Origin of the sequence: Glycomyces sp. YM15 (assembly GCF_016918015.1) — a bacterium.
Lineage (GTDB): Bacteria > Actinomycetota > Actinomycetes > Mycobacteriales > Micromonosporaceae > Glycomyces.
In genome coordinates, this window is sequence record NZ_JAERMK010000004.1 from 178,390 (window position 1) to 196,209 (window position 17,820).

Genomic DNA, 17,820 nt, shown 5'->3' on the forward strand with positions numbered 1-17,820 from the left:
CGCCGCGCGTCAGGTGGAGAGGAGCGGCGGGTTGAGACGGGCGAAGCCCTCCTGGATCTCGTACGGGTAGTAGGGGTAGGGCGCGGTGCGGGCGCTGGCCTTGTCGAGGCGGGCGACCTGGTCGGGGGTCAGTTCCCAGCCGATCGCGCCGAGGTTGTCCCGCAGCTGGCGCTCGTTGCGGGCGCCGACGATGACGGAGGCGACGGTGGGGCGGCGCAGGAGCCAGTTGAGGGCGATCTGGGGGATCGTCTTCCCGGTCTCCTCGCTGAGCGCGTCGAGGACGTCGACGACGTCGTAGAGGAGCTCGTCGGCGACCGGCGGGCCCCACTGCGCGGTCTCGTGGAGGCGGCTGCCTTCGGGAAGCGGCTGCCCGCGGCGGATCCTGCCGGTGAGGCGGCCCCAGCCGAGGGGGCTCCAGACGACCGCGCCGACGCCCTGGTCATGGGCCAGCGGCATGAGCTCCCACTCGTAGTCGCGGCCGACGAGGGAGTAGTAGACCTGGTGGGCCGCATAGCGGGTCCAGCCGTGCGCGTCGGCGGCGGCGAGGGACTTCATGAGCTGCCAGCCCGCGAAGTTCGAGACGCCGATGTAGCGGAGCTTGCCCGCGCGGACGAGGTCGTCGAGGGCCGCGACGGTCTCCTCGACGGGAGTGCCCGCGTCGAAGGCGTGGAGCTGGAAGAGGTCGATGTAGTCGGTGCCGAGGCGCTCGAGCGCGGACTCGACGGAGGCGACGAGGCGTGAGCGGCCGGTGCCCGCGTCCTGCGGCCCCTCCCCCATCGGGAGGCCCGCCTTGGTGGAGATGAGGGCTCGGTGCCTGCGTCCCTTGAGGGCCCGGCCGAGGACGCGCTCGGATTCGCCGTCGGAGTAGACGTCGGCCGAGTCGAACATGGTGACTCCCGCGTCGAGCGCCATGTCGACCATGCGGCGGGCCTCCTCGGCGCCGGTGTCGCCCCAGGCGCTGAAGAGCGGGCCGCGCCCGCCGAAGGTGCCCGCGCCGAAGCTGAGGGCGGGGACGTGGAGGCCTGAGGCGCCGAGCCTGCGGTATTCCATGACGGTTCCCTTCTAAAGGTTCTGGAGTTCCGTTAAGAACTTCGACTAAGCTAACTCGCGAAGCACCTTTAACGCAACTGGAGTCCCGTTATGAGTGACGAGCGTCCCGAACCCGGCACCGTCAGACCCGGCGGTCGGACCGCGAAGGTCCGCGAGGCCGTGCTCCGCGCCGCCGGGGACGCCCTCGCCGAGGACGGCTTCGACCGCCTCGACCTGGCCGAGATCGCCCGCCGCGCCGGAGTCGGCAAGACGACGGTGTACCGGCGCTGGGGCACCGTGCCCGGGCTCGTGGCCGACCTGCTGACCGAGATGGCCGAGGAATCCCTGCCGCGCACCGAGACCGGTACGCTCCTGGGCGACCTCACCGCGCAGGCCCGCCTCGTCCAGTCCACATTGAGCGACACAAGGCAGGGACCGCTCTTCAAGGCCCTCATCACCGCCGCCGCCTGCGACCGCCAGACCGCCGACGCGTTGCACCGCTTCTACCGCATCCGCACCGAGGAATGGGCGCCGTGCGTCACCGCGGCGATCGAACGCGGCGAGGTCCCCGAGGGCACCGACCCCGCGGAAGTCATCCGCGCCGTCTCAGCGCCCCTCTACTACCGCCTCCTCATCGGCGGCGACCCCATCGACCGGGCCGCCGCCGACCGCGCCGCCCTCGCAGCCGCCACCGCGGCCCGAGCCGGGGCCTTCGCCGTACGAACCGCGAACGGCTGACCCGACGGATCCCCGGCCCGATGCAATGGCGCCCTCGTCCTAGAAGACAGCGGTCGTCCACTCGGCCGCCCCAGGACTCGAAAAAGGAGGGGAGCCGGATGACCACCACCACGATCCGCAACGGGATCGACGTCGACCAACTGCTCGCGACCATCGGCGCGATCGAGGACGACGGCGCCCTCGGCGCGTTCACGTTCCGCGCATCCAGCAGTTGGAAGGACGGCACCCACAACCCGCCATGCCCACCGACACGCAGCGCCTCCTTCAAACGTTCATCGACGGACTCGAGGACTAGGGAGTTCGCATGGCCCAGGACCTGATGTTCCAGGCGGAGATCCGCCACGTCATCCGCTCGACCTACGGGCGGCTGCCCAACGGGGCGGGCCGCACCATGGCCGCGCGGCTCTACCGCGACGACCAGCTCGACGGGCTCCCGGACGAGGCGATCGACTGGTCGCTCGGCGTCGGCAACCCCGTCGCGCACGCCGCGCTGCGGCCGGGCGAGCGCGTCGTCGACCTCTCGCCGCGCAAGAGCCGGGCGCTGGCGGAGGCCGCGCGGGTGCTGCGCCCCGGCGGGCGCCTCCGCATCGCCGACTTCGTCGTCAACGACGACCTGCCTCCCGAGGTCCTGACCTCGGCGGCGGCCTGGGCCGGCTGCCTGTCCGGGGCCCTGTCGGAATCGGTGCTGGTCAAGAAACTCGCGAAGGCCGGCTTCACCGAGATCGAACTGGGCGAGCGGACACCGTTCGGCATCGACGACATCGCCGTCTACCCGCTGTTCGACGACGCGGTCATCGAGCTGATGCGGCGAACCGTGCCCGCCGGGCAGCAGCGGCGGATCGCCACCAGCGTCATAGCGAAAGCGCGGTTTCCCGGTTGACGCAACGGACGGCACCGCCCGGTCGTCCTCACCCATGACCCCATCCGGGCCGAGGATTGGAGGAGACCATGAAGACGCTCATCGACACGGGCCCGCCAGTCGACCCCGAGCGGCTGCGCGCGTCCGTTCGCGAGAAGTACCGGGAGGTGGCGCTCAATCCGAACGGCCGCTTCCATTTCCACACCGGGCGGGCCCTGGCCTCGCGGCTGGGGTACGCCGAACCGCTGACCAGCGCCTTTCCCGACCGGGCCGTGGCGTCCTTCGCAGGGGTCGCGAACCCGTTCGGGTTCCACCCGGTCGGTCAGGAGGACCGGCTCGTCGACATCGGCAGCGGCGGCGGCTTCGACGCCTTCGTCGCGGCGCGGCTGGTCGGCCCGAACGGCCGCGTCATCGGCGTCGACATGACACCGGAGATGCTCGCCAAGGCCCGCGAGACGGCGGTCCGCCTCGGGCTCCTCAACGTGGAGTTCCGGGAGGGCATCGCCGAAGACCTGCCCGTCGACCGTGGCTGGGCCGACGTGGTCATCGCCAACGGCGTGCTGAACCTGGTCGCCGACAAGGCCACCGCGCTCGCCGAGGCGTGCAGAGTGCTGCGACCCGGGGGCCGGCTGCAGTTCGCCGACATCGCCGTGGGCCGGACGCTCCCCGAGGCCGCCACGTGCGACATCGGCCTGTGGACCGACTGCATCGCGGGCGGACTCTCGCTGGACGAGTGGCGAACACTGATCGAGGCGGCCGGCTTCACCGGCGTGCGGATCGGACCCGCGGTCGACACGTTCGAAGGGGCGGCGGGCGAGCGCAACGCCCGGCGCTACGAGGTCCTCGCCCACGTCTTCTACCCGCGCAAACCGGAATGACCAGGACCGGTGGCCCGGAACCGCGGTGCGGTTCCCGGCCGCCGGCGCTTGCGACCTGGTCGGCCTCAGGGTGGAACCGGAGACCCGTCATGAATGACGCGCGCCCCGAATATGGCCGCCGATTCACTGCCGCGCGCGATAACCGGATCGCTCCTGGGCTACTGACCGCGCCGACCCGACTAGTTCCGTCCATATTGCACTTATGAGCGACCGCGACCGCCACTCCGGGCACTCATCGGTGCGGCGAACCGCGACCGGCGGACGCCCGCCGCGCCGCACCGGTGTCACCGCGCGCGGACCGAGGAGTGGGCGCCGTGCGCCAGGGCGGCGGTCGAGCGCGGCGCGATCCCCGCGAGGACCGACCCCGACGATGTGATTCGCGCCGTGTCGGCGCCCCTGCGCCACCGAGCGCTGGTCAGCGGCGGGCACCGGCGGCGGTGGCGGGCGACGAAGGGAGTCGTGCTCACTCGCCGAACATCGCGACGCACGATCAGTATGCCGATCTTGCGTGACTATTCGGTATATGGCCTGGTCCACCTGGGACGGGCAGAAATGTGACCGCCCACAACGAGCGCCCCGGAGACCCGGAGGCGAACCCACCGCGACCCTTCGATCGCCCACAGTGCACAGTTCGTCGGGAGAACGACCGTAACATTTCACTGAATGAGATGCGTTCTCCCCCAATGTTTCCGGGGAGGCGAGCCATTCGCGGAAACTAATTCTAGTCCGCTCTTGTGCCTCACTGGTGGTCCTTATAAGGTGACCACCGTGCCGCTGCGTCCACGACCGGACGCCGGCGCGCCCCACCGATAGACCCCCGACTGCCTCATCACTCAGGGAAGTACATGCGCCTCAAGACCTCCTCCGGCGCGGCCTTGGCCGCAGCCGCCCTGCTCGCGACCGCCGCGTGCGTCTCCGAAACCGGTGCCGACACCACCAGCGACAGCGCGCTCTCCGGCGCCGGCGCCGGCGAAGAGTGCACCATCGACGAGACCGTCAAGCTCGGCGCCGTCTTCAGCCTCACCGAGGCCGCCGCGTTCGCCGGTGAATACCAGAAGCAGGGTCTGGAACTCGCCGTCGAAGAGCTCAACGCCGCCGGCGGCATCCAATACGAACTCATCCTCGAGGACGACGGCACCACCCTCGACGGCTCCACCGTCGCCTTCGAGAAGCTCATCAATCGCGACGAGGTGAGCGCCATCATCGGCCCCACCCTCTCCGGCATGGCCTTCTCGACCTACACCGACGCCCAGAGCGCCGGCGTCCCCGCCCTCGGCGTCTCCACCACCGCCGAAGGCATCCCCGAGATCGGCGACTACATCTTCCGCGCCTCGGTCCCCGAGCAGGTCGCGCTGGCCGCCAGCATCCCGGCCGCCAAAGCGACGCTGGACATGCAGAAAGTCGCCGTCCTCCACGACAGCGCCGACGAGTTCACCGCCTCCGCCTACAACACCATCACCGACGAGCTCCGCGACCAGAACATCGAGATCGTCGTCGACGAGAGCTTCGGGACCACCGACACCGACTTCTCGGCCCAGCTCGGCAAGGTCCTGGAAGAGGAGGTGGACGCCGTCATCCTCTCGGCCCTGCCCGGCGCCACGGTGCCGCTCGTCAAGCAGGCCCGCGACCTGGGCATCACGGCCCCGATCGTCGGCGGCAACGCCTTCAACTCCCCCGTCCTCGTCGGCGCCCTCGGCGACGCCGCCGAAGGCCTCATCGTCGGCGGCGCCTGGAGCGCGGCCTCCGAGACCACGGGCAACGCCGAGTTCATCTCGGCCTTCACCGCGAAGTACGACCGCGAGCCCGACCAGTTCGCCGCCCAGGCCTACACCGGTGCGTACCTGATCGACCAGGCGATCCGCGCCGACTGCGACGCCAACCGCGAGTCGATCAAGGACAACCTCGGCCAGATCCTCGAGTTCGACTCCATCCTCGGCCCGATCTCGATCGACGAGGGCGGCGAGGTCACCCAGACCCCGGTCGTCCAGATCATCCGCGACGGCGCCTTCACCATCCTTTAAGCACCACCGATCCCGGTGGCTCTCGTCCCAACCTCCTTACAGGGAAACCAGAGATGGCACAGCAGTTGGCGAACGGCGTGTTCGCAGGCTCGATCTACACGCTCTTCGCGATCGGGTTCACCCTCGTGTTCGGGATCCTCCGACACCTGAACCTCGCCCACCCCGCGATCTTCACCGCCGGCGCGTTCGTCGGCATCGAAGTCGCGACGCGGACCGAGATCCCGGTGTGGATCCTGTTCCCGGTCATCGCCGCCTTCGGCGCGCTCGCCGGAGTCCTGGTGGAGCGCATCGCATTCCGACCGCTCCGCGGCCGGGACGACGAGCACTTCGCGGGGCTCATCTCCTCGGTGGCCCTCGGCGGCGTCGTCATCGCGCTCCTCCAAGCGCGCTACGGCACCGAACCGCAGAGCTTCCCGCAGGAGTACTTCCCCAACCAACTGTTCGAGTTCGCCGGGATCCGCGTGACCCTCACGCAACTGGTGACCCTGGGCCTGGCCCTGGTCCTCATGCTCGGACTCGCATGGCTCGTCTCGGCGACACCGCTGGGACGGGCCATGCGGGCCGTGGCCGAGAACCCCACGGCCGCGACCGTGGTCGGCGTCAACGTCGGCCGCGTCACCGCCGGGACCTACGCGCTGTCCTCCGGCCTCGGCGCCATCGCCGGGGCCCTGCTGGCGCTCAACCTCGGCCAGGCCGGACGCGAACTCGGCGCCTCGATCGAGCTCATCGGCTTCGCCGTCATCATCCTCGGCGGCCTCGGATCCCTCTGGGGCGCCATGGCCGCCGGGGTGATCCTGGGCCTCGCCGAGGCCCTCACGATCCACCTGTTCGACTCCACGTGGAAGAGCCTGGTCGCCTTCGCGCTGCTGTTCGCCGTACTCGTGCTGCGCCCGCGCGGCCTCTTCGGACACGTCAAGGTCAGGGAGGTCTGATGTTCGCCGGATACGAGACGCTCATCACCACGATCGCGCTCGGCGCGATCCTGGCCTACTCGTTCCACGTCGTCCTCATGGCCGGGCAGCTCAGTCTCGGCCAAGCCGGGTTCGCTTCGCTCGCAGCGTATGTCGCCACCCTCGTGGTCCCCACCGAGCCGCTGTTCGGCTCGCTCTCCCCCGTCATCGTCGGCCTCCCCGTGGGCGCGGCGGTCGGCGCGGCGGCCGCGTTCCTCGTCGGGATGCCGGTGCTGCGCCTGCGCGGCGTCTTCCTCGCCATCGGCACCATCGCCTTCGGCGAGATGGTCCGCGTGTTCATGAACAACGCCGAATGGACCAACGGCGCGCTCGGCATGCGCGTCGAGAAATGGGTGACGTTCGACTTCGCGTGGATCGTCGTCGCCGTCCTGGCCTACCTGTTCTGGCGCCTCGGGCCCTCGCGGACCGGACGCGCCTTCGCCGCCGTGCGCGAGGACGAACTGGCCGCCAGCTCCATGGGCGTCAACGTGGTCCGCACCCGGATGCTCTCGTTCACCGCCTCCGGCGCCATCGCCGGCGTCTACGGGGTCATGTTCGCGTACTTCTACGGCCGCATCACCCCCGCGACCTTCGACTTCGGACTCACCGTCGACGGCCTCATCACCGCCGTCCTCGGCGGGTACCTCGTGTTCTTCGGGCCGATCCTCGGCTCGGGCTTCCTCACCGCCGTCCCCGAGATCCAAGACGCGGTCGGCCTCGAAGCCGGGTGGATCCACCCGCTCGTCACCGGTCTGCTCCTGCTCGCCGTGATCCTGTTCCTGCCCGGCGGACTCTCCACGATCTTCAACCGGCTCCGCCGCGTCCCCGCCGCACCCGACCCGGGCCGCACCCCACCCGACGGACTCGACCCGCTGCCCGACAGGGGCACCGAGATCGCCAGACTGCGCGGGCTCGGCAAGGCCTACGGCGCGGTCCAGGCCGTGCGCGACATCGACCTCGAGATCCGCTCCGGTGAAGTCCTCGGCGTCATCGGCCCCAACGGCGCGGGCAAGACGACACTGGTCAACATGATCAGCGGACTCGAGGCGCCGACCTCGGGCGAAGGCGAAGTCCTCGGCGTCCGCCTCGCCGCGACCGGCGGCGCGCACCGCTTCGCACAGGCCGGCGTGAGCCGGACCTTCCAGCACTCCAAGCTGTTCGACCGCCTCACCGTGCTCGACAACGTCCTCGTCGGCACCCACGCCGTCAGCAAGTCGACGTACCTGCGCAGGCTCCTGTGGCTCCCCTCGGCCCGTCGCGACGAACGCCGTGCGCTCGCCCTCGCCTGGGCGCAACTCGAACGCGTCGGCCTCGCCGACCGCGCGAACCTGCGGCCCGGCGCCCTGTCCTACGGGGACCAGCGGCGGCTCGAGATCGCCCGCGCCCTCGCCGCCCACCCCACCCTGCTCATCCTGGACGAGCCCGCCGCGGGCATGAACCACGTCGAGGCCGCCGAACTCTCCGGGCTCATCCGCGGCCTCGCCGAAGACGGCGTCACGGTCCTGTTCATCGAGCACAACGTGAAGATGGTCCTCGACACCTGCACCCGGCTCGTCGTCCTCAACTTCGGCGAGGTCATCGCCGAAGGCGATCCGAGCGAGGTCGCCGCGGACCCGGCGGTCGTCGAGGCCTACCTCGGCACCGAAGACATCGAAGACGGTGAGGTCGAACATGTCTGATCACGAGCAAGCGGCTCCGATCCTCGAAGTCGAATCGGTCAACGTCGCCTACGGACGCGTCCAGGCCGTCCGCGACGTCTCCTTCGCCGTCCCCGAAGGCGGCCTCATCGCCCTCGTCGGCGCCAACGGCGCCGGCAAGAGCTCCGTGCTCGCCGCCGTCTCCGGACTCGTACGGCCAGGATCGGGCCGGATCCGCCTGGAAGGCAACGACATCACCCGCTGGCCCGCGCACAAGCGGGTCGGCGCCGGACTGGTCCTCGTCCCCGAGGGCCGCCAGATCCTCGGCACTCTCACCGTCGCCGAGAACCTGCTCCTCGGCGCCCACCGGCGCCGCCGCCAGGCCGCGTCCGAAACCGAGATGTACGAGCTGTTCCCCGTCCTCGCCGAACGGCGGGCCCTCCCCGCCAGCGCGCTGTCGGGCGGCGAGCAGCAGATGTTGGCGATCGCGCGCGCGATGATCGCCAAACCGCGGGTCGTCCTGCTGGACGAGCCGTCGATGGGGTTGGCCCCCAAGATGGTGGACGAGGTCTTCGCCGTCATCGAGCGGATCCGCGCTTCGGGCGTCACCGTGGTCCTGGTCGAGCAGAACGCCCGCCGGGCGCTGCGGGCGGCCGACACCGGGCACGTCCTGGAGACCGGGGCGATCGCGCACAGCGGCCCCGCCGCCGACCTGCTGAAAGACCCCAGAGTCGTGAAAGCCTATCTGGGCGTCGAGTAGCGCTCGCGCCCCAATGAAGGAACCCCTGAGATGAACGATGAGCCAGTCGTCCAGCCGCCATCGGATGCGAGGCGGCCCAATCCGCGCCGCCGGATGTGGTCGAGCGTCAGGATCCGGACCAAGCTGACGGTCATGCTGCTCGTCCCGGCGCTCACCCTCACCGGGATGGTCGTGCTGCGGCTGGTCGAATCGGCGCAGGAGGCCCGGGAAGTCGGGGCCACCGCGAACGCGGTCGAGCTGGCCGGTGACGTGAGCGACGTGATCGCCGCGATCCAGGCCGAGCGTACGAACGCGGCGATGCTGGTGTACTTCGAGGACACCCAGATGGGGGACTCGGCGACCTTGGTCGCCTCGTTCGAGGAGCACGAGGCGGCGACCGGGGCGGCGCTCGATGCGCTGACGGCGACGCGGGAGGAGCTCGATCTCGATGAGGAGGACATCGCGCTGCTGGGGCGGGCCGACACCCCGCTGGAGCGTCTCTCGACGGTCCGGCAGGCCGTCCGGGAAGGGACGGTCGAGGCGGTCCACCTGACGGTGTACAACTCCGTGGTGTCCCGCCTGACGGCCGTGCTCGACCACGTCGTGGACGACGCGGGCACCGCCGACCTCACCCGGATCGTGCGCACCGCGAGCCTGCTCGCGGGCATCGACGAGTACTCCGAGCAGCTGCGCCTGCTGATTCTGTCCGCTGAGGACGGCAAGCCGCTGGCCGCGAAGCACCGCATGTTCATGCGGCTGTCCGCGGCCCGCGAGGAGTCGCTCAACGAGTACCGCCGGATCTTGGCCCAGACCGACCCCGACGCCGCGGTGTTCAAGGTCGGCGGCATCGGCGACGCCGAAGCGCGCCCGGCGAACGCGTTCGAGTCGGAGGTCGCCGGTTCGCGTTCGGACGACACTCAGACGGTGGACCACGCCGCCCTCATGCCCGCGTACGACGCCAGGCACGCGGCCACGGTCGCACTGGTCGGCGATTCGCTGGACGAGGCGAGATCGCAGGCGGAGGCGATCACCACCGCGGCGCTCCAGCGCCTGGCGATCGAGGGCCTCATCGCCGTTGTGGCCCTGGCGCTCGCGGTCCTCATCGCGTACGGCATCGGCCGCTCGGTCACGCGCGGTCTGCGGGACCTGTCGGGTTCGGCCCGGCGCATCGCGATGGTGGACCTGCCGCAGGCGGTCAAACGGGTCGACCAGCAGCAGGGCCTGGGCGGGCTGAGCCCGTTCGAGTACGCGGCGCGCACGACCCCGCCGCTGCAGGTGCAGGGTGAGGATGAGCTGAGCGAGGTCGGCGAGGCGTTCAACATCGTGCACCGCGAGGCGATCCGCGTTTCGGCGCAGCAGGCGCTGCTGCGCTTCCACGTCGGCGCGATCTTCGTGCGGCTGGCCCGGCGCGGCCACTCGCTGACGGGCCGGCTCACCGCCGAACTCGATGAGGCCGAACGCAACGAGCAGGACCCTGAGCGGCTGCAGCGGCTGTTCCGGCTCGACCACCTGGCGTCGCTGATCGGCCGCGCGAACGACTCCCTGCTCGTCCTCGGCGGTTCGTCGGCGGCGAAGGTGCGCACCACGGACGCTTCTCTGGACGAGGTGCTGCAGGCGGCGCAGAGCCGCATCGAGTACTACACCCGCATCGAGGCCGCGGCCGACGACGGCGCCTGGGTCAAGGCCGACATCGTGGATGACGTGGTGCAGCTGCTCGCGGAGTTGATGGACAACGCGACCCGGTATTCGGAGTCCGCGGCCGAGATCACGGCGCGGGTCCTCACCGGCAAGGTGATCATCCAGGTGCGCGACCACGGTATCGGGATCGAGCCCGAACGCCTGGAGCGCTTCAACGAGCGCCTGCGCCGGGACACCCCGGTCGACCTGGAGGCCATGCAGGCCATGGGGTTGACGGTGGTGGGTTTCCTGGCCGGGCGGCACGGCATCGAGGTGGAGCTGCGGCCTTCGATCGGCGGCGGCGTCGTCGCCGAGGTCGCGATCCCCGGTTCACTGCTCTCGTTCACTCCGCCGCCGCGTGTCGAGCGGCCGCCGGCCAAGCCTGCGGTGATCGCGGCCCCCGTGCCGCAGCCGCAGCCGCAGCAGGTGCCTGCGCCGCGCCAGCGCGAGAACGCGCCGCTGTTCGCCCAGAACACCGCGCTTCCGCAGGTTCCCGTGCAGCGCAACCCGGCACAGCAGAACCAGGTGCAGCGGCCCCTTCCTCCCGCGCAGAGAGCGCTGCCGGCGGGCCCGTCCGGCCCCAAGGTGATCGAAGGGGACACGCGGCCGCTGCCGGTGCTCTCCTCGGCCGCGACGGCGTTCCTCTCCGAAATCCCCGAGATCAAGTTCGACATGACCGTGGTGCACGCCGACCCGTCCTTGCGGGCGGGCCAGCCGCTGCCACGGCCCGAGTCGGCAGTGCCGTTGAGCGGGCCTAACGGCCTGCCCAAACGGCAGCCGATGTCGAACCTGGTGCCCGGCGCGATCGCGCCCTCTCCCGGCCAGGAGGGCAAGGCGATCGAACGCAATCCGCGCAGTATTGGGGCGACGTACTCTGCGTATGCCCGCGGCCTCACCGGCAGTAGGACGCCTCAATCGCAACATGAGAAATGACCCGAGGATCGACCATGACCACTAGCGCTCAACTGGATTTCCTACTCAACGACTTCGTCGGCCGGGTGCCGCACGTGACGCACGTGCTCGCGGTGGCGGCGGACGGGCTGCTCATCGCGTCGAACAACTCGCTGCCGCGCGACGAGGCGGAGCGCCTGTCGGCGATCGCCTCCGGTCTGACGAGTCTGCTGGCAGGCGCCGCGCGTTCGTTGCAGGCGGACCCGGTGATCAGCAACCTGACGGAGATGAACGGCGGCTTCATGTTCTCGATGTCGGTCTCCAGCGGCGCGAGTCTCCTCGCCCTCGCCGGGCTGCATTGCGACATCGGCCAGGTGGGCCACGAACTGGCGAACCTCATCAACCAGGTCGGCCCGGCCCTCACTCCGGCGGCCCGCCAGGTCGCCGCCGCCCAGTACCGCCAGTAGACATACGACACGCGATGAGAGGCCGGGCCCCTGACATGGTCCCGGCCTCTCTTTGCGCCGGTGTGGGGCTCGTGCCGGTGACGCGGGGTCCGATGCGGCGGGGCAGGTTGGGCGGCTTGCTGGTCGGTCGTTGTCGCGGTCAGAGCGGGCGGCGACGAGCGGTGGCTGGAGGGGCCGGGCGGACTCGGCGGTCTTCCGGTCCGCTGGGGTGCTGCGCCTGCTCGGAGCTTGGAGGGCACGGGGAAAGGCCCGGACCGCAGGGGTCCAGGCCTGAGCGCCTTCGATGGTTCGGCCCTGTCTCTTGCCACCTGGGCCTTGGTGTGCTGCGCTGCTTGCTTTCCCCGCCGGGATTGCCGCCCCGGCAGGCTGCCTAAGAAGGGAATCAGGTCCTCTGCGGAGCCCCTTTCGCCGTAGCAAGGTGGCGGATCGGTGACCGGAGTTTCGCGGATCTTGAGTGGTTCGTCATCTTCAAAGCGGAGAGCCTTGGGTTGGTAGCCACGGCGGTTGATGCCGTGTTCGAAGTAGCCGCGGGCCTCGTCGACCTGTTCGGCGATCCATTCGAGGGCGGGCGTCATCGCCTCGGACCACTCGAAGGGGAACAGGCCGGTGGGGAAGAGATCCTTCTCGTCGCCCTGGACCATGGCCTCCATGTCGGCGTCGCTGCGCCAGTCGGAGCACCCGCATTCGCCTGCGGCATCAGCAGGGGCGGTCGGGTCGATGAGGCCGTCGGCGCTCTGACCGCAACGGGTGGAGGCCCCGCGGGAGCAGCCGTCCTCGTGGTGGACGATCAATGCCCGGCCGGGGCCGGTCTTGGTCACGGTCCAGCCGGCGGTGTGGATGCGGCCATGATGGAAACGGCACAGCAGGATCAGGTTGTCCGCATCGGTGGAGCCCTGGTCGGCCCAGTGGACGATGTGGTGGGCCTCGGTCCACGCGACCGGGCGGTCGCAGCCTTCCCAGGCGCAACCTTCCGGTTGCTCGAGCTCCAGTTTGCGGCGGAGGGCCGCGTTGGGCAGGCGCAGGGCCCGACCGAGTTCGACCGCTTCGCCGGTGGCGTAGTTGAACACGGAGGGGAACACGACGGCTTCGCAGGCCAGGAGCCGGGCCCGGGCGAGGCTGATCGGCTGGCCTTCCAGGAGGGGGAGGCGGCCGGTGTCCCTGCCTTGCAGGGTCTCGATGTCCACTACGAGATCGAGAGTGGCGGTGTGGCCGTGCCGGGTCGCCGCCTGCGGGGAGGCCCCGTAGCCGGCGAGGAGCTGGTGAAGGGCCTCGGCGTTTCGGGTCGCCTGGGGCGGCAGCACCCCGTAGGCGTCGACCTCGTCCTGGCGGGGCGGGGGGACGGCGGTCTTCAAGTACTTGTCGAGCAGCATGCCCGTGGTGGAGGAGAGCACTCCCGAGAGCGTCCACATGCCGCCGTCGAGGTCCTCGGTCAGGTCCAGGCGCTGCAGAGACGCTTCACCGAGCGAGTCGAGGAGTTCGGCGTCCTCGGCGAGATTCGCGTGGAGTTCTTCCAAGTGCCGCTTCAGCGTCTTGAAGGAGGCGTGGGCGGCGTATTCGGCGACCAGGGCTTCGGGGGTCGCGCAGAGGGTCTCGGCGTCGAAGGGGGAAGGTGCCGGCGCGTTGAAGGGAGTGCGGGCGAACAGGGCCGCCGCCGTGGTCCGGTTCAACTGGTTCATGGCGTAGGCGACCTGGTCGATCCGCGCAGACCCAGACAAGGCCGCCTCGGACAGGACACTGAACTTCTTCGCGAGCTTGGCGATCGAGACGATGTTCCCTGCGGTTTGGAACGGGAAGTCGAAGTGGGAGAGCAGCCAGTCACGTTGGGCCGAGAAGCCATCCACGTCACGGTGGATGTTGGCTTCGAAGGCGTCCATCACGATCCGCAGTGCCGTCGCGTTGTGGGCGTTGATCACCGCCGCGGTGTCATCGAGGAGCATCCGAGTGGCCAGGGCTCGCCCGCGCTGCTCTTCACGCGCCTCAGGAGTGGTGTTGCATCGGGCCACTGGATCTCACCTCCTCGCTGATCCTCGAATACCTGTCTTGTTTTAGACTTCTTGTACTAGATCAATCATGACACGGCAATGCTCCCATTGCATCACTCGATAGGGTGAATATTCCATTGAGGAGTATCGATGCGTCACCTCGGTCGAACTGGGCCGCAACCGAACTCGGCATCTCCGCCGCCACCAGCCCGCGCCATCCGCACACCTCTTCATCGCCGCCGCCTGAACCGCATGCAAGACGGCGCGGGCATGCACGGCGAAGGCCGGGAACCGCGGTGCGGTTCCCGGCCTCTTACGACACTCGCTGCTTAAGCGGTCTCGGTGATCTTGCGCTGGACCCAAGGCATCAGAGCGCGCATCTTGGCGCCGGTCTCCTCGATCTGGTGGTCCGACTGCTCCTGCTGGAGCTTCTTGTAGTTCTCGCGCTTCTCGGACTCGGCGACCCATTCCTTGGCGAAGGTGCCGTCCTGAATCTCGGTGAGGATGCGCTTCATCTCGGCCTTGGTGTCGGCGTTGACGACGCGCGGGCCGCGGGTGAGGCCGCCGTACTCGGCGGTGTCCGAGACGGAGTACCACATGTTGGCGATGCCGCCCTCGTAGATCATGTCCACGATCAGCTTGAGCTCGTGCAGGCACTCGAAGTACGCGGCCTCGGGGGCGTAGCCCGCCTCGACCAGGGTCTCGAAGCCGGCCTTGATGAGCTCGGCGGCGCCGCCGCACAGCACGGCCTGCTCGCCGAACAGGTCGGTCTCGGTCTCCTCCTTGAAGGTGGTCTTCAGGACGCCCGCGCGGGTGCCGCCGATCGCCTTCGCGTAGGACAGCGCCACCGCCTGGGTGTCGCCCGACGGGTCCTGCTCCACCGCGACGAGCGCGGGAACGCCCTTGCCGTCCACGAACTGGCGGCGAACCATGTGGCCCGGGCCCTTCGGGGCGACCATGGCGACGTTCACGTCCGCGGGGGCCTGGATCAGGTCGTAGCGGATGTTGAAGCCGTGGCCGAAGAACAGGCTGTTCCCGGCGGACAGGTTCGGGGCGATCTCGTCGGCGTACAGCTTGGCCTGCGCGGTGTCAGGGACGAGGATCATGATGACGTCGGCCCACGCGGCGGCCTCGGCCGGAGTGAGCACCTTCAGGCCCGCCTCCTCGGCCTTCGGGCGCGACTTCGAGCCCTCCTGCAGGCCGATGACGACCTCCACACCGGAGTCGCGGAGGCTCAGCGAGTGGGCGTGGCCCTGCGAGCCGTAGCCGAGGACGGCGACCTTCTTGCCCTGGATCAGGGCCAGGTCGGCGTCGTCGTCGTAGAACACTTCAGCGGACATGTACTGCTTCCTTCGTTACTAGCTGTTCGGAGAGACGTAGCGAGACAGCGACGCCATCGACTTGGCGCCGCGCCCGAGCGCGACGGTCCCCGACTGGACGAGCTCCTTGATCCCGAACGGCTCGAGGACTTCCAGGAACGCCTCGATCTTGTCGGAGTTCCCGGTGACCTCGAAGGTGACCGTGTCGGGTGTGACGTCGACCGAGCGGGCTTTGAACAGCTCGGCGGCGGCGATCACCTGGCCGCGGGTGGCGGCGTCGGCGCGGACCTTCACCAGCAGCAGTTCGCGCTGCACGGAGGAGCCCGCTTCCAGTTCCACGATCTTCAGGACGTGGATGAGCTTGTTGAGCTGCTTGGTGACCTGCTCCAGCGAGCCCGCCTCGACGTCCACCACGATGGTGATGCGGCTGACGCCGGGGTGCTCGGTCTCGCCGACGGCGAGGGAGTCGATGTTGAAGCCGCGCCTGGAGAACAGGGCGGCGACGCGGGCGAGGACGCCCGGCTTGTTCTCGACCAGGACGGAAAGGGTGTGGGTACTCATCAGATCTGCCCCTCGTCGTCGAAGTTCGGGCGCACGTCGCGCGCGTAGAGGATCTCGTCGTTGGAGACGCCGGCGGGGACCATCGGCCACACCATCGCGTCGGGCCCGACGGTGAAGTCGACCACGACCGGGCGGTCGTTGATCGCGTTGGCCTGCTTGATGATGTCGTCGACCTCATCGACGGTGTCGGCGCGCAGGCCGACGCAGCCGAGCGCCTCGGCGAGCTTCACGAAGTCCGGGATGCGGGGCGAGGCCTCGGAGTGGTGCGTGGACAGGTTCGTCTGCGAGTAGCGCTTGTCGTAGAACAGGGTCTGCCACTGGCGCACCATGCCCAGGTTGCCGTTGTTGATGACGGCGACCTTGATCGGGATGCCCTCGACCGCGCAGGTCGCGAGCTCCTGGTTGGTCATCTGGAAGCAGCCGTCGCCGTCGATCGCCCACACGGTGCGGTCCATCCGGCCGAGCTTGGCGCCCATGGCCGCCGGGACGGCGAAGCCCATGGTGCCCAGGCCGCCCGAGTTGAGGAACGTGCCCGGCTGCTCGTACTTGACGAACTGGCTGGCCCACATCTGGTGCTGGCCCACGCCGGTGGTCCAGATCGTGTCCTCGGGGGCGAGGACGCCGAGGCGCTCGATCACGTACTGCGGCGAGGTCAGGCCGTCGTCGATGTCGGCGTAGCCCAGCGGGTACCGGCCGCGCAGGTCGTCGAGGGTCTCCCACCAGGTCTTCAGGCGCTCCTTGCCGCCGTCCTCGTAGGCCTCGATCATCGCCGAGATGGCGGCCTTGCAGTCGCCCACGATCGGCACGTCCGCTTCGCGGTTCTTGCCGATCTCGGCCGGGTCGATGTCGACGTGCACGACCTTCGCCTCGGGGGCGAAGGACGAGAGCTTGCCGGTGACGCGGTCGTCGAAGCGGGCGCCCAGGGCCACCAGCAGATCGGACTTCTGCAGCGCGTGCACGGCCGGGACCGTGCCGTGCATGCCGGGCATGCCCAGGTGCTGCGGGTGCGAGTCGGGGAAGGCCCCGCGCGCCATCAGCGTGGTCACCACGGGAGCGCCCGTGAGCTCGGCGAGCGCCAGCAGTTCGGCGTGCGCACCGGACTTCACGACGCCGCCGCCGACGTAGAGCACGGGCTTCTTGGCCTCGGCGATGAGCGCGGCGGCCTCGCGGATCTGCTTGCCGTGGGGCTGCGTCGTGGGCCGGTAGCCCGGCAGGTCCATTTTGGGCGGCCACACGAAGGGGGCCTGCGCGTTGAGGATGTCCTTGGGGATGTCGACCAGGACCGGGCCGGGGCGGCCGGTGGCGGCCACGTAGAACGCCTCGGCGAGCACCCGCGGGATGTCCTCGGCGTCGGTCACCAGGTACGAGTGCTTGGTGATCGGCATCGTGATGCCGCAGATGTCGGCTTCCTGGAAGGCGTCGGTGCCGATCGCGGAGGACGCGACCTGGCCGGTGATGGCCACGATCGGGACGGAGTCCATGTGCGCGTCGGCCAGCGGGGTCACCAGGTTGGTCGCGCCGGGGCCGGAGGTGGCCATGCAGACGCCGACCTTGCCCGTGGCGAGGGCGTAGCCCTGGGCGGCGTGGCCGGCGCCCTGCTCGTGGCGGACGAGGACGTGGCGCACCTTCTCGGAGTCCAGGAGGGGGTCGTAGGCCGGGAGGATCGCGCCGCCCGGGATGCCGAAGACGCCCTCGACCTCGAGCTCCTCGAGCGCGCGGACGACGGCCTGCGCGCCGGTGAGGACGGGCGCGGCGCCGGGGGCGCCGATCGGAGGAGCCGGCTTGGGGGCCTTCGGCCTCGCGGGCTGAGCTTTGGCAGCCTGCGGCCCTGGCTTCGGTGCCTTCACTGGTGTGCTCATGTCCTTCGTCCAATAGGGAGATGTGGCTGGTTCGACATGTGGCGTCGTTCCCCGGGCAGAAAAAATCGCCCGCGTGCTAGACGCACGGGGCGAGCGCACCGTCGGAGAACGACGGTGCGCTAGATAAGTACTACGACGAGCGGCCGCGCGGCGGGCGCGGTCGCGATGCTCTGGTCGTAGTTCTGCTTCGGCACGCTCCCCAGGATGCCTGAT

Annotated in this window: 14 protein-coding genes and 2 pseudogenes; 11 read left to right on the forward strand and 5 right to left on the reverse strand. The window is 69.8% G+C overall.

What is annotated here, in order from left to right:
* Positions 1–9 precede the first annotated feature (9 nt).
* Positions 10–1,050 carry an aldo/keto reductase gene (locus JHY01_RS06515; RefSeq protein WP_205324797.1) on the reverse strand — a complete coding sequence of 347 codons (1,041 nt, stop codon included), beginning with the start codon at positions 1,048–1,050 and terminating at the stop codon, positions 10–12.
* Between the two features lie 90 nt (positions 1,051–1,140).
* On the opposite strand from JHY01_RS06515, the gene JHY01_RS06520 reads away from it, so the two are divergent.
* From JHY01_RS06520 to JHY01_RS26445, 11 genes and pseudogenes are all read left to right on the forward strand, one after another.
* Positions 1,141–1,767 carry a TetR/AcrR family transcriptional regulator gene (locus JHY01_RS06520; RefSeq protein WP_205324798.1) on the forward strand — a complete coding sequence of 209 codons (627 nt, stop codon included), beginning with the start codon at positions 1,141–1,143 and terminating at the stop codon, positions 1,765–1,767.
* Positions 1,768–1,865: 98 nt separating this feature from the next.
* Positions 1,866–2,087 carry a hypothetical protein gene (locus JHY01_RS06525; protein ID WP_205324799.1) on the forward strand — a complete coding sequence of 74 codons (222 nt, stop codon included), beginning with the start codon at positions 1,866–1,868 and terminating at the stop codon, positions 2,085–2,087.
* Positions 2,072–2,647, forward strand: coding sequence for a methyltransferase domain-containing protein (locus JHY01_RS06530; protein WP_205324801.1), 576 nt, complete (start codon positions 2,072–2,074; stop codon positions 2,645–2,647). Before JHY01_RS06525 ends, JHY01_RS06530 begins: the two co-directional genes overlap by 16 nt.
* Positions 2,648–2,715: 68 nt before the next feature.
* Entirely contained in the window at positions 2,716–3,504 is a 789-nt protein-coding gene (locus JHY01_RS06535; RefSeq protein WP_205324803.1) for a methyltransferase domain-containing protein, read from the forward strand.
* A 222-nt stretch (positions 3,505–3,726) separates the two neighbouring features.
* Positions 3,727–4,062 (forward strand): annotated as a pseudogene (locus JHY01_RS28030) (TetR-like C-terminal domain-containing protein); the annotation flags it as partial.
* Between the two features lie 287 nt (positions 4,063–4,349).
* Entirely contained in the window at positions 4,350–5,525 is a 1,176-nt protein-coding gene (locus JHY01_RS06545) for an ABC transporter substrate-binding protein (protein ID WP_205324804.1), read from the forward strand.
* Positions 5,526–5,578: 53 nt separating this feature from the next.
* The gene (locus JHY01_RS06550; RefSeq protein WP_205324805.1) at positions 5,579–6,457 is read left to right on the forward strand and encodes a branched-chain amino acid ABC transporter permease; all 879 of its coding nucleotides are present in this window, start codon (positions 5,579–5,581) and stop codon (positions 6,455–6,457) included.
* Positions 6,457–8,154 (forward strand): ATP-binding cassette domain-containing protein, encoded by a 1,698-nt coding sequence (locus tag JHY01_RS06555; protein ID WP_205324806.1) that lies wholly within the window; start codon positions 6,457–6,459, stop codon positions 8,152–8,154. Before JHY01_RS06550 ends, JHY01_RS06555 begins: the two co-directional genes overlap by 1 nt.
* Complete coding sequence (locus JHY01_RS06560) at positions 8,147–8,872, forward strand: ABC transporter ATP-binding protein (RefSeq protein ID WP_205324807.1); 726 nt, start codon at positions 8,147–8,149, stop codon at positions 8,870–8,872. The genes JHY01_RS06555 and JHY01_RS06560 overlap by 8 nt, the downstream gene beginning before the upstream one ends.
* A gap of 30 nt (positions 8,873–8,902) precedes the next feature.
* Positions 8,903–11,461: an ATP-binding protein gene (locus JHY01_RS06565; protein ID WP_205324809.1), complete on the forward strand. Its 2,559-nt coding sequence runs from the start codon at positions 8,903–8,905 to the stop codon at positions 11,459–11,461.
* A gap of 14 nt (positions 11,462–11,475) precedes the next feature.
* Positions 11,476–11,886, forward strand: coding sequence for a roadblock/LC7 domain-containing protein (locus JHY01_RS26445; protein WP_240192490.1), 411 nt, complete (start codon positions 11,476–11,478; stop codon positions 11,884–11,886).
* A gap of 863 nt (positions 11,887–12,749) precedes the next feature.
* Here JHY01_RS26445 and JHY01_RS26450 read toward each other — a convergent pair.
* The 4 genes and pseudogenes from JHY01_RS26450 to JHY01_RS06585 all read right to left on the reverse strand — a co-directional run.
* Positions 12,750–13,823, reverse strand: a pseudogene (locus JHY01_RS26450) (DUF222 domain-containing protein); the annotation flags it as partial.
* A 374-nt stretch (positions 13,824–14,197) separates the two neighbouring features.
* Complete coding sequence (gene ilvC, locus JHY01_RS06575) at positions 14,198–15,208, reverse strand: ketol-acid reductoisomerase (protein WP_205324812.1); 1,011 nt, start codon at positions 15,206–15,208, stop codon at positions 14,198–14,200.
* Between the two features lie 18 nt (positions 15,209–15,226).
* The gene (gene ilvN, locus JHY01_RS06580; RefSeq protein WP_205324813.1) at positions 15,227–15,748 is read right to left on the reverse strand and encodes an acetolactate synthase small subunit; all 522 of its coding nucleotides are present in this window, start codon (positions 15,746–15,748) and stop codon (positions 15,227–15,229) included.
* A complete protein-coding gene (locus tag JHY01_RS06585) occupies positions 15,748–17,607 on the reverse strand; it encodes an acetolactate synthase large subunit (protein WP_205324814.1) in 1,860 nt (619 codons plus the stop codon). Before JHY01_RS06585 ends, ilvN begins: the two co-directional genes overlap by 1 nt.
* Positions 17,608–17,820 lie beyond the last annotated feature (213 nt).

Bases quoted from the DNA above. Each gene is read 5' to 3' on its own strand.
- JHY01_RS06515 (WP_205324797.1), bottom strand. From the start codon at position 1,050: ATGGAATACCGCAGGCTCGGCGCCTCAGGCCTCCACGTCCCCGCCCTC.
- JHY01_RS06520 (WP_205324798.1), top strand. From the start codon at position 1,141: ATGAGTGACGAGCGTCCCGAACCCGGCACCGTCAGACCCGGCGGTCGG.
- JHY01_RS06525 (WP_205324799.1), top strand. From the start codon at position 1,866: ATGACCACCACCACGATCCGCAACGGGATCGACGTCGACCAACTGCTC.
- JHY01_RS06530 (WP_205324801.1), top strand. From the start codon at position 2,072: ATGGCCCAGGACCTGATGTTCCAGGCGGAGATCCGCCACGTCATCCGC.
- JHY01_RS06535 (WP_205324803.1), top strand. From the start codon at position 2,716: ATGAAGACGCTCATCGACACGGGCCCGCCAGTCGACCCCGAGCGGCTG.
- JHY01_RS06545 (WP_205324804.1), top strand. From the start codon at position 4,350: ATGCGCCTCAAGACCTCCTCCGGCGCGGCCTTGGCCGCAGCCGCCCTG.
- JHY01_RS06550 (WP_205324805.1), top strand. From the start codon at position 5,579: ATGGCACAGCAGTTGGCGAACGGCGTGTTCGCAGGCTCGATCTACACG.
- JHY01_RS06555 (WP_205324806.1), top strand. From the start codon at position 6,457: ATGTTCGCCGGATACGAGACGCTCATCACCACGATCGCGCTCGGCGCG.
- JHY01_RS06560 (WP_205324807.1), top strand. From the start codon at position 8,147: ATGTCTGATCACGAGCAAGCGGCTCCGATCCTCGAAGTCGAATCGGTC.
- JHY01_RS06565 (WP_205324809.1), top strand. From the start codon at position 8,903: ATGAACGATGAGCCAGTCGTCCAGCCGCCATCGGATGCGAGGCGGCCC.
- JHY01_RS26445 (WP_240192490.1), top strand. From the start codon at position 11,476: ATGACCACTAGCGCTCAACTGGATTTCCTACTCAACGACTTCGTCGGC.
- ilvC (WP_205324812.1), bottom strand. From the start codon at position 15,208: ATGTCCGCTGAAGTGTTCTACGACGACGACGCCGACCTGGCCCTGATC.
- ilvN (WP_205324813.1), bottom strand. From the start codon at position 15,748: ATGAGTACCCACACCCTTTCCGTCCTGGTCGAGAACAAGCCGGGCGTC.
- JHY01_RS06585 (WP_205324814.1), bottom strand. From the start codon at position 17,607: ATGAGCACACCAGTGAAGGCACCGAAGCCAGGGCCGCAGGCTGCCAAA.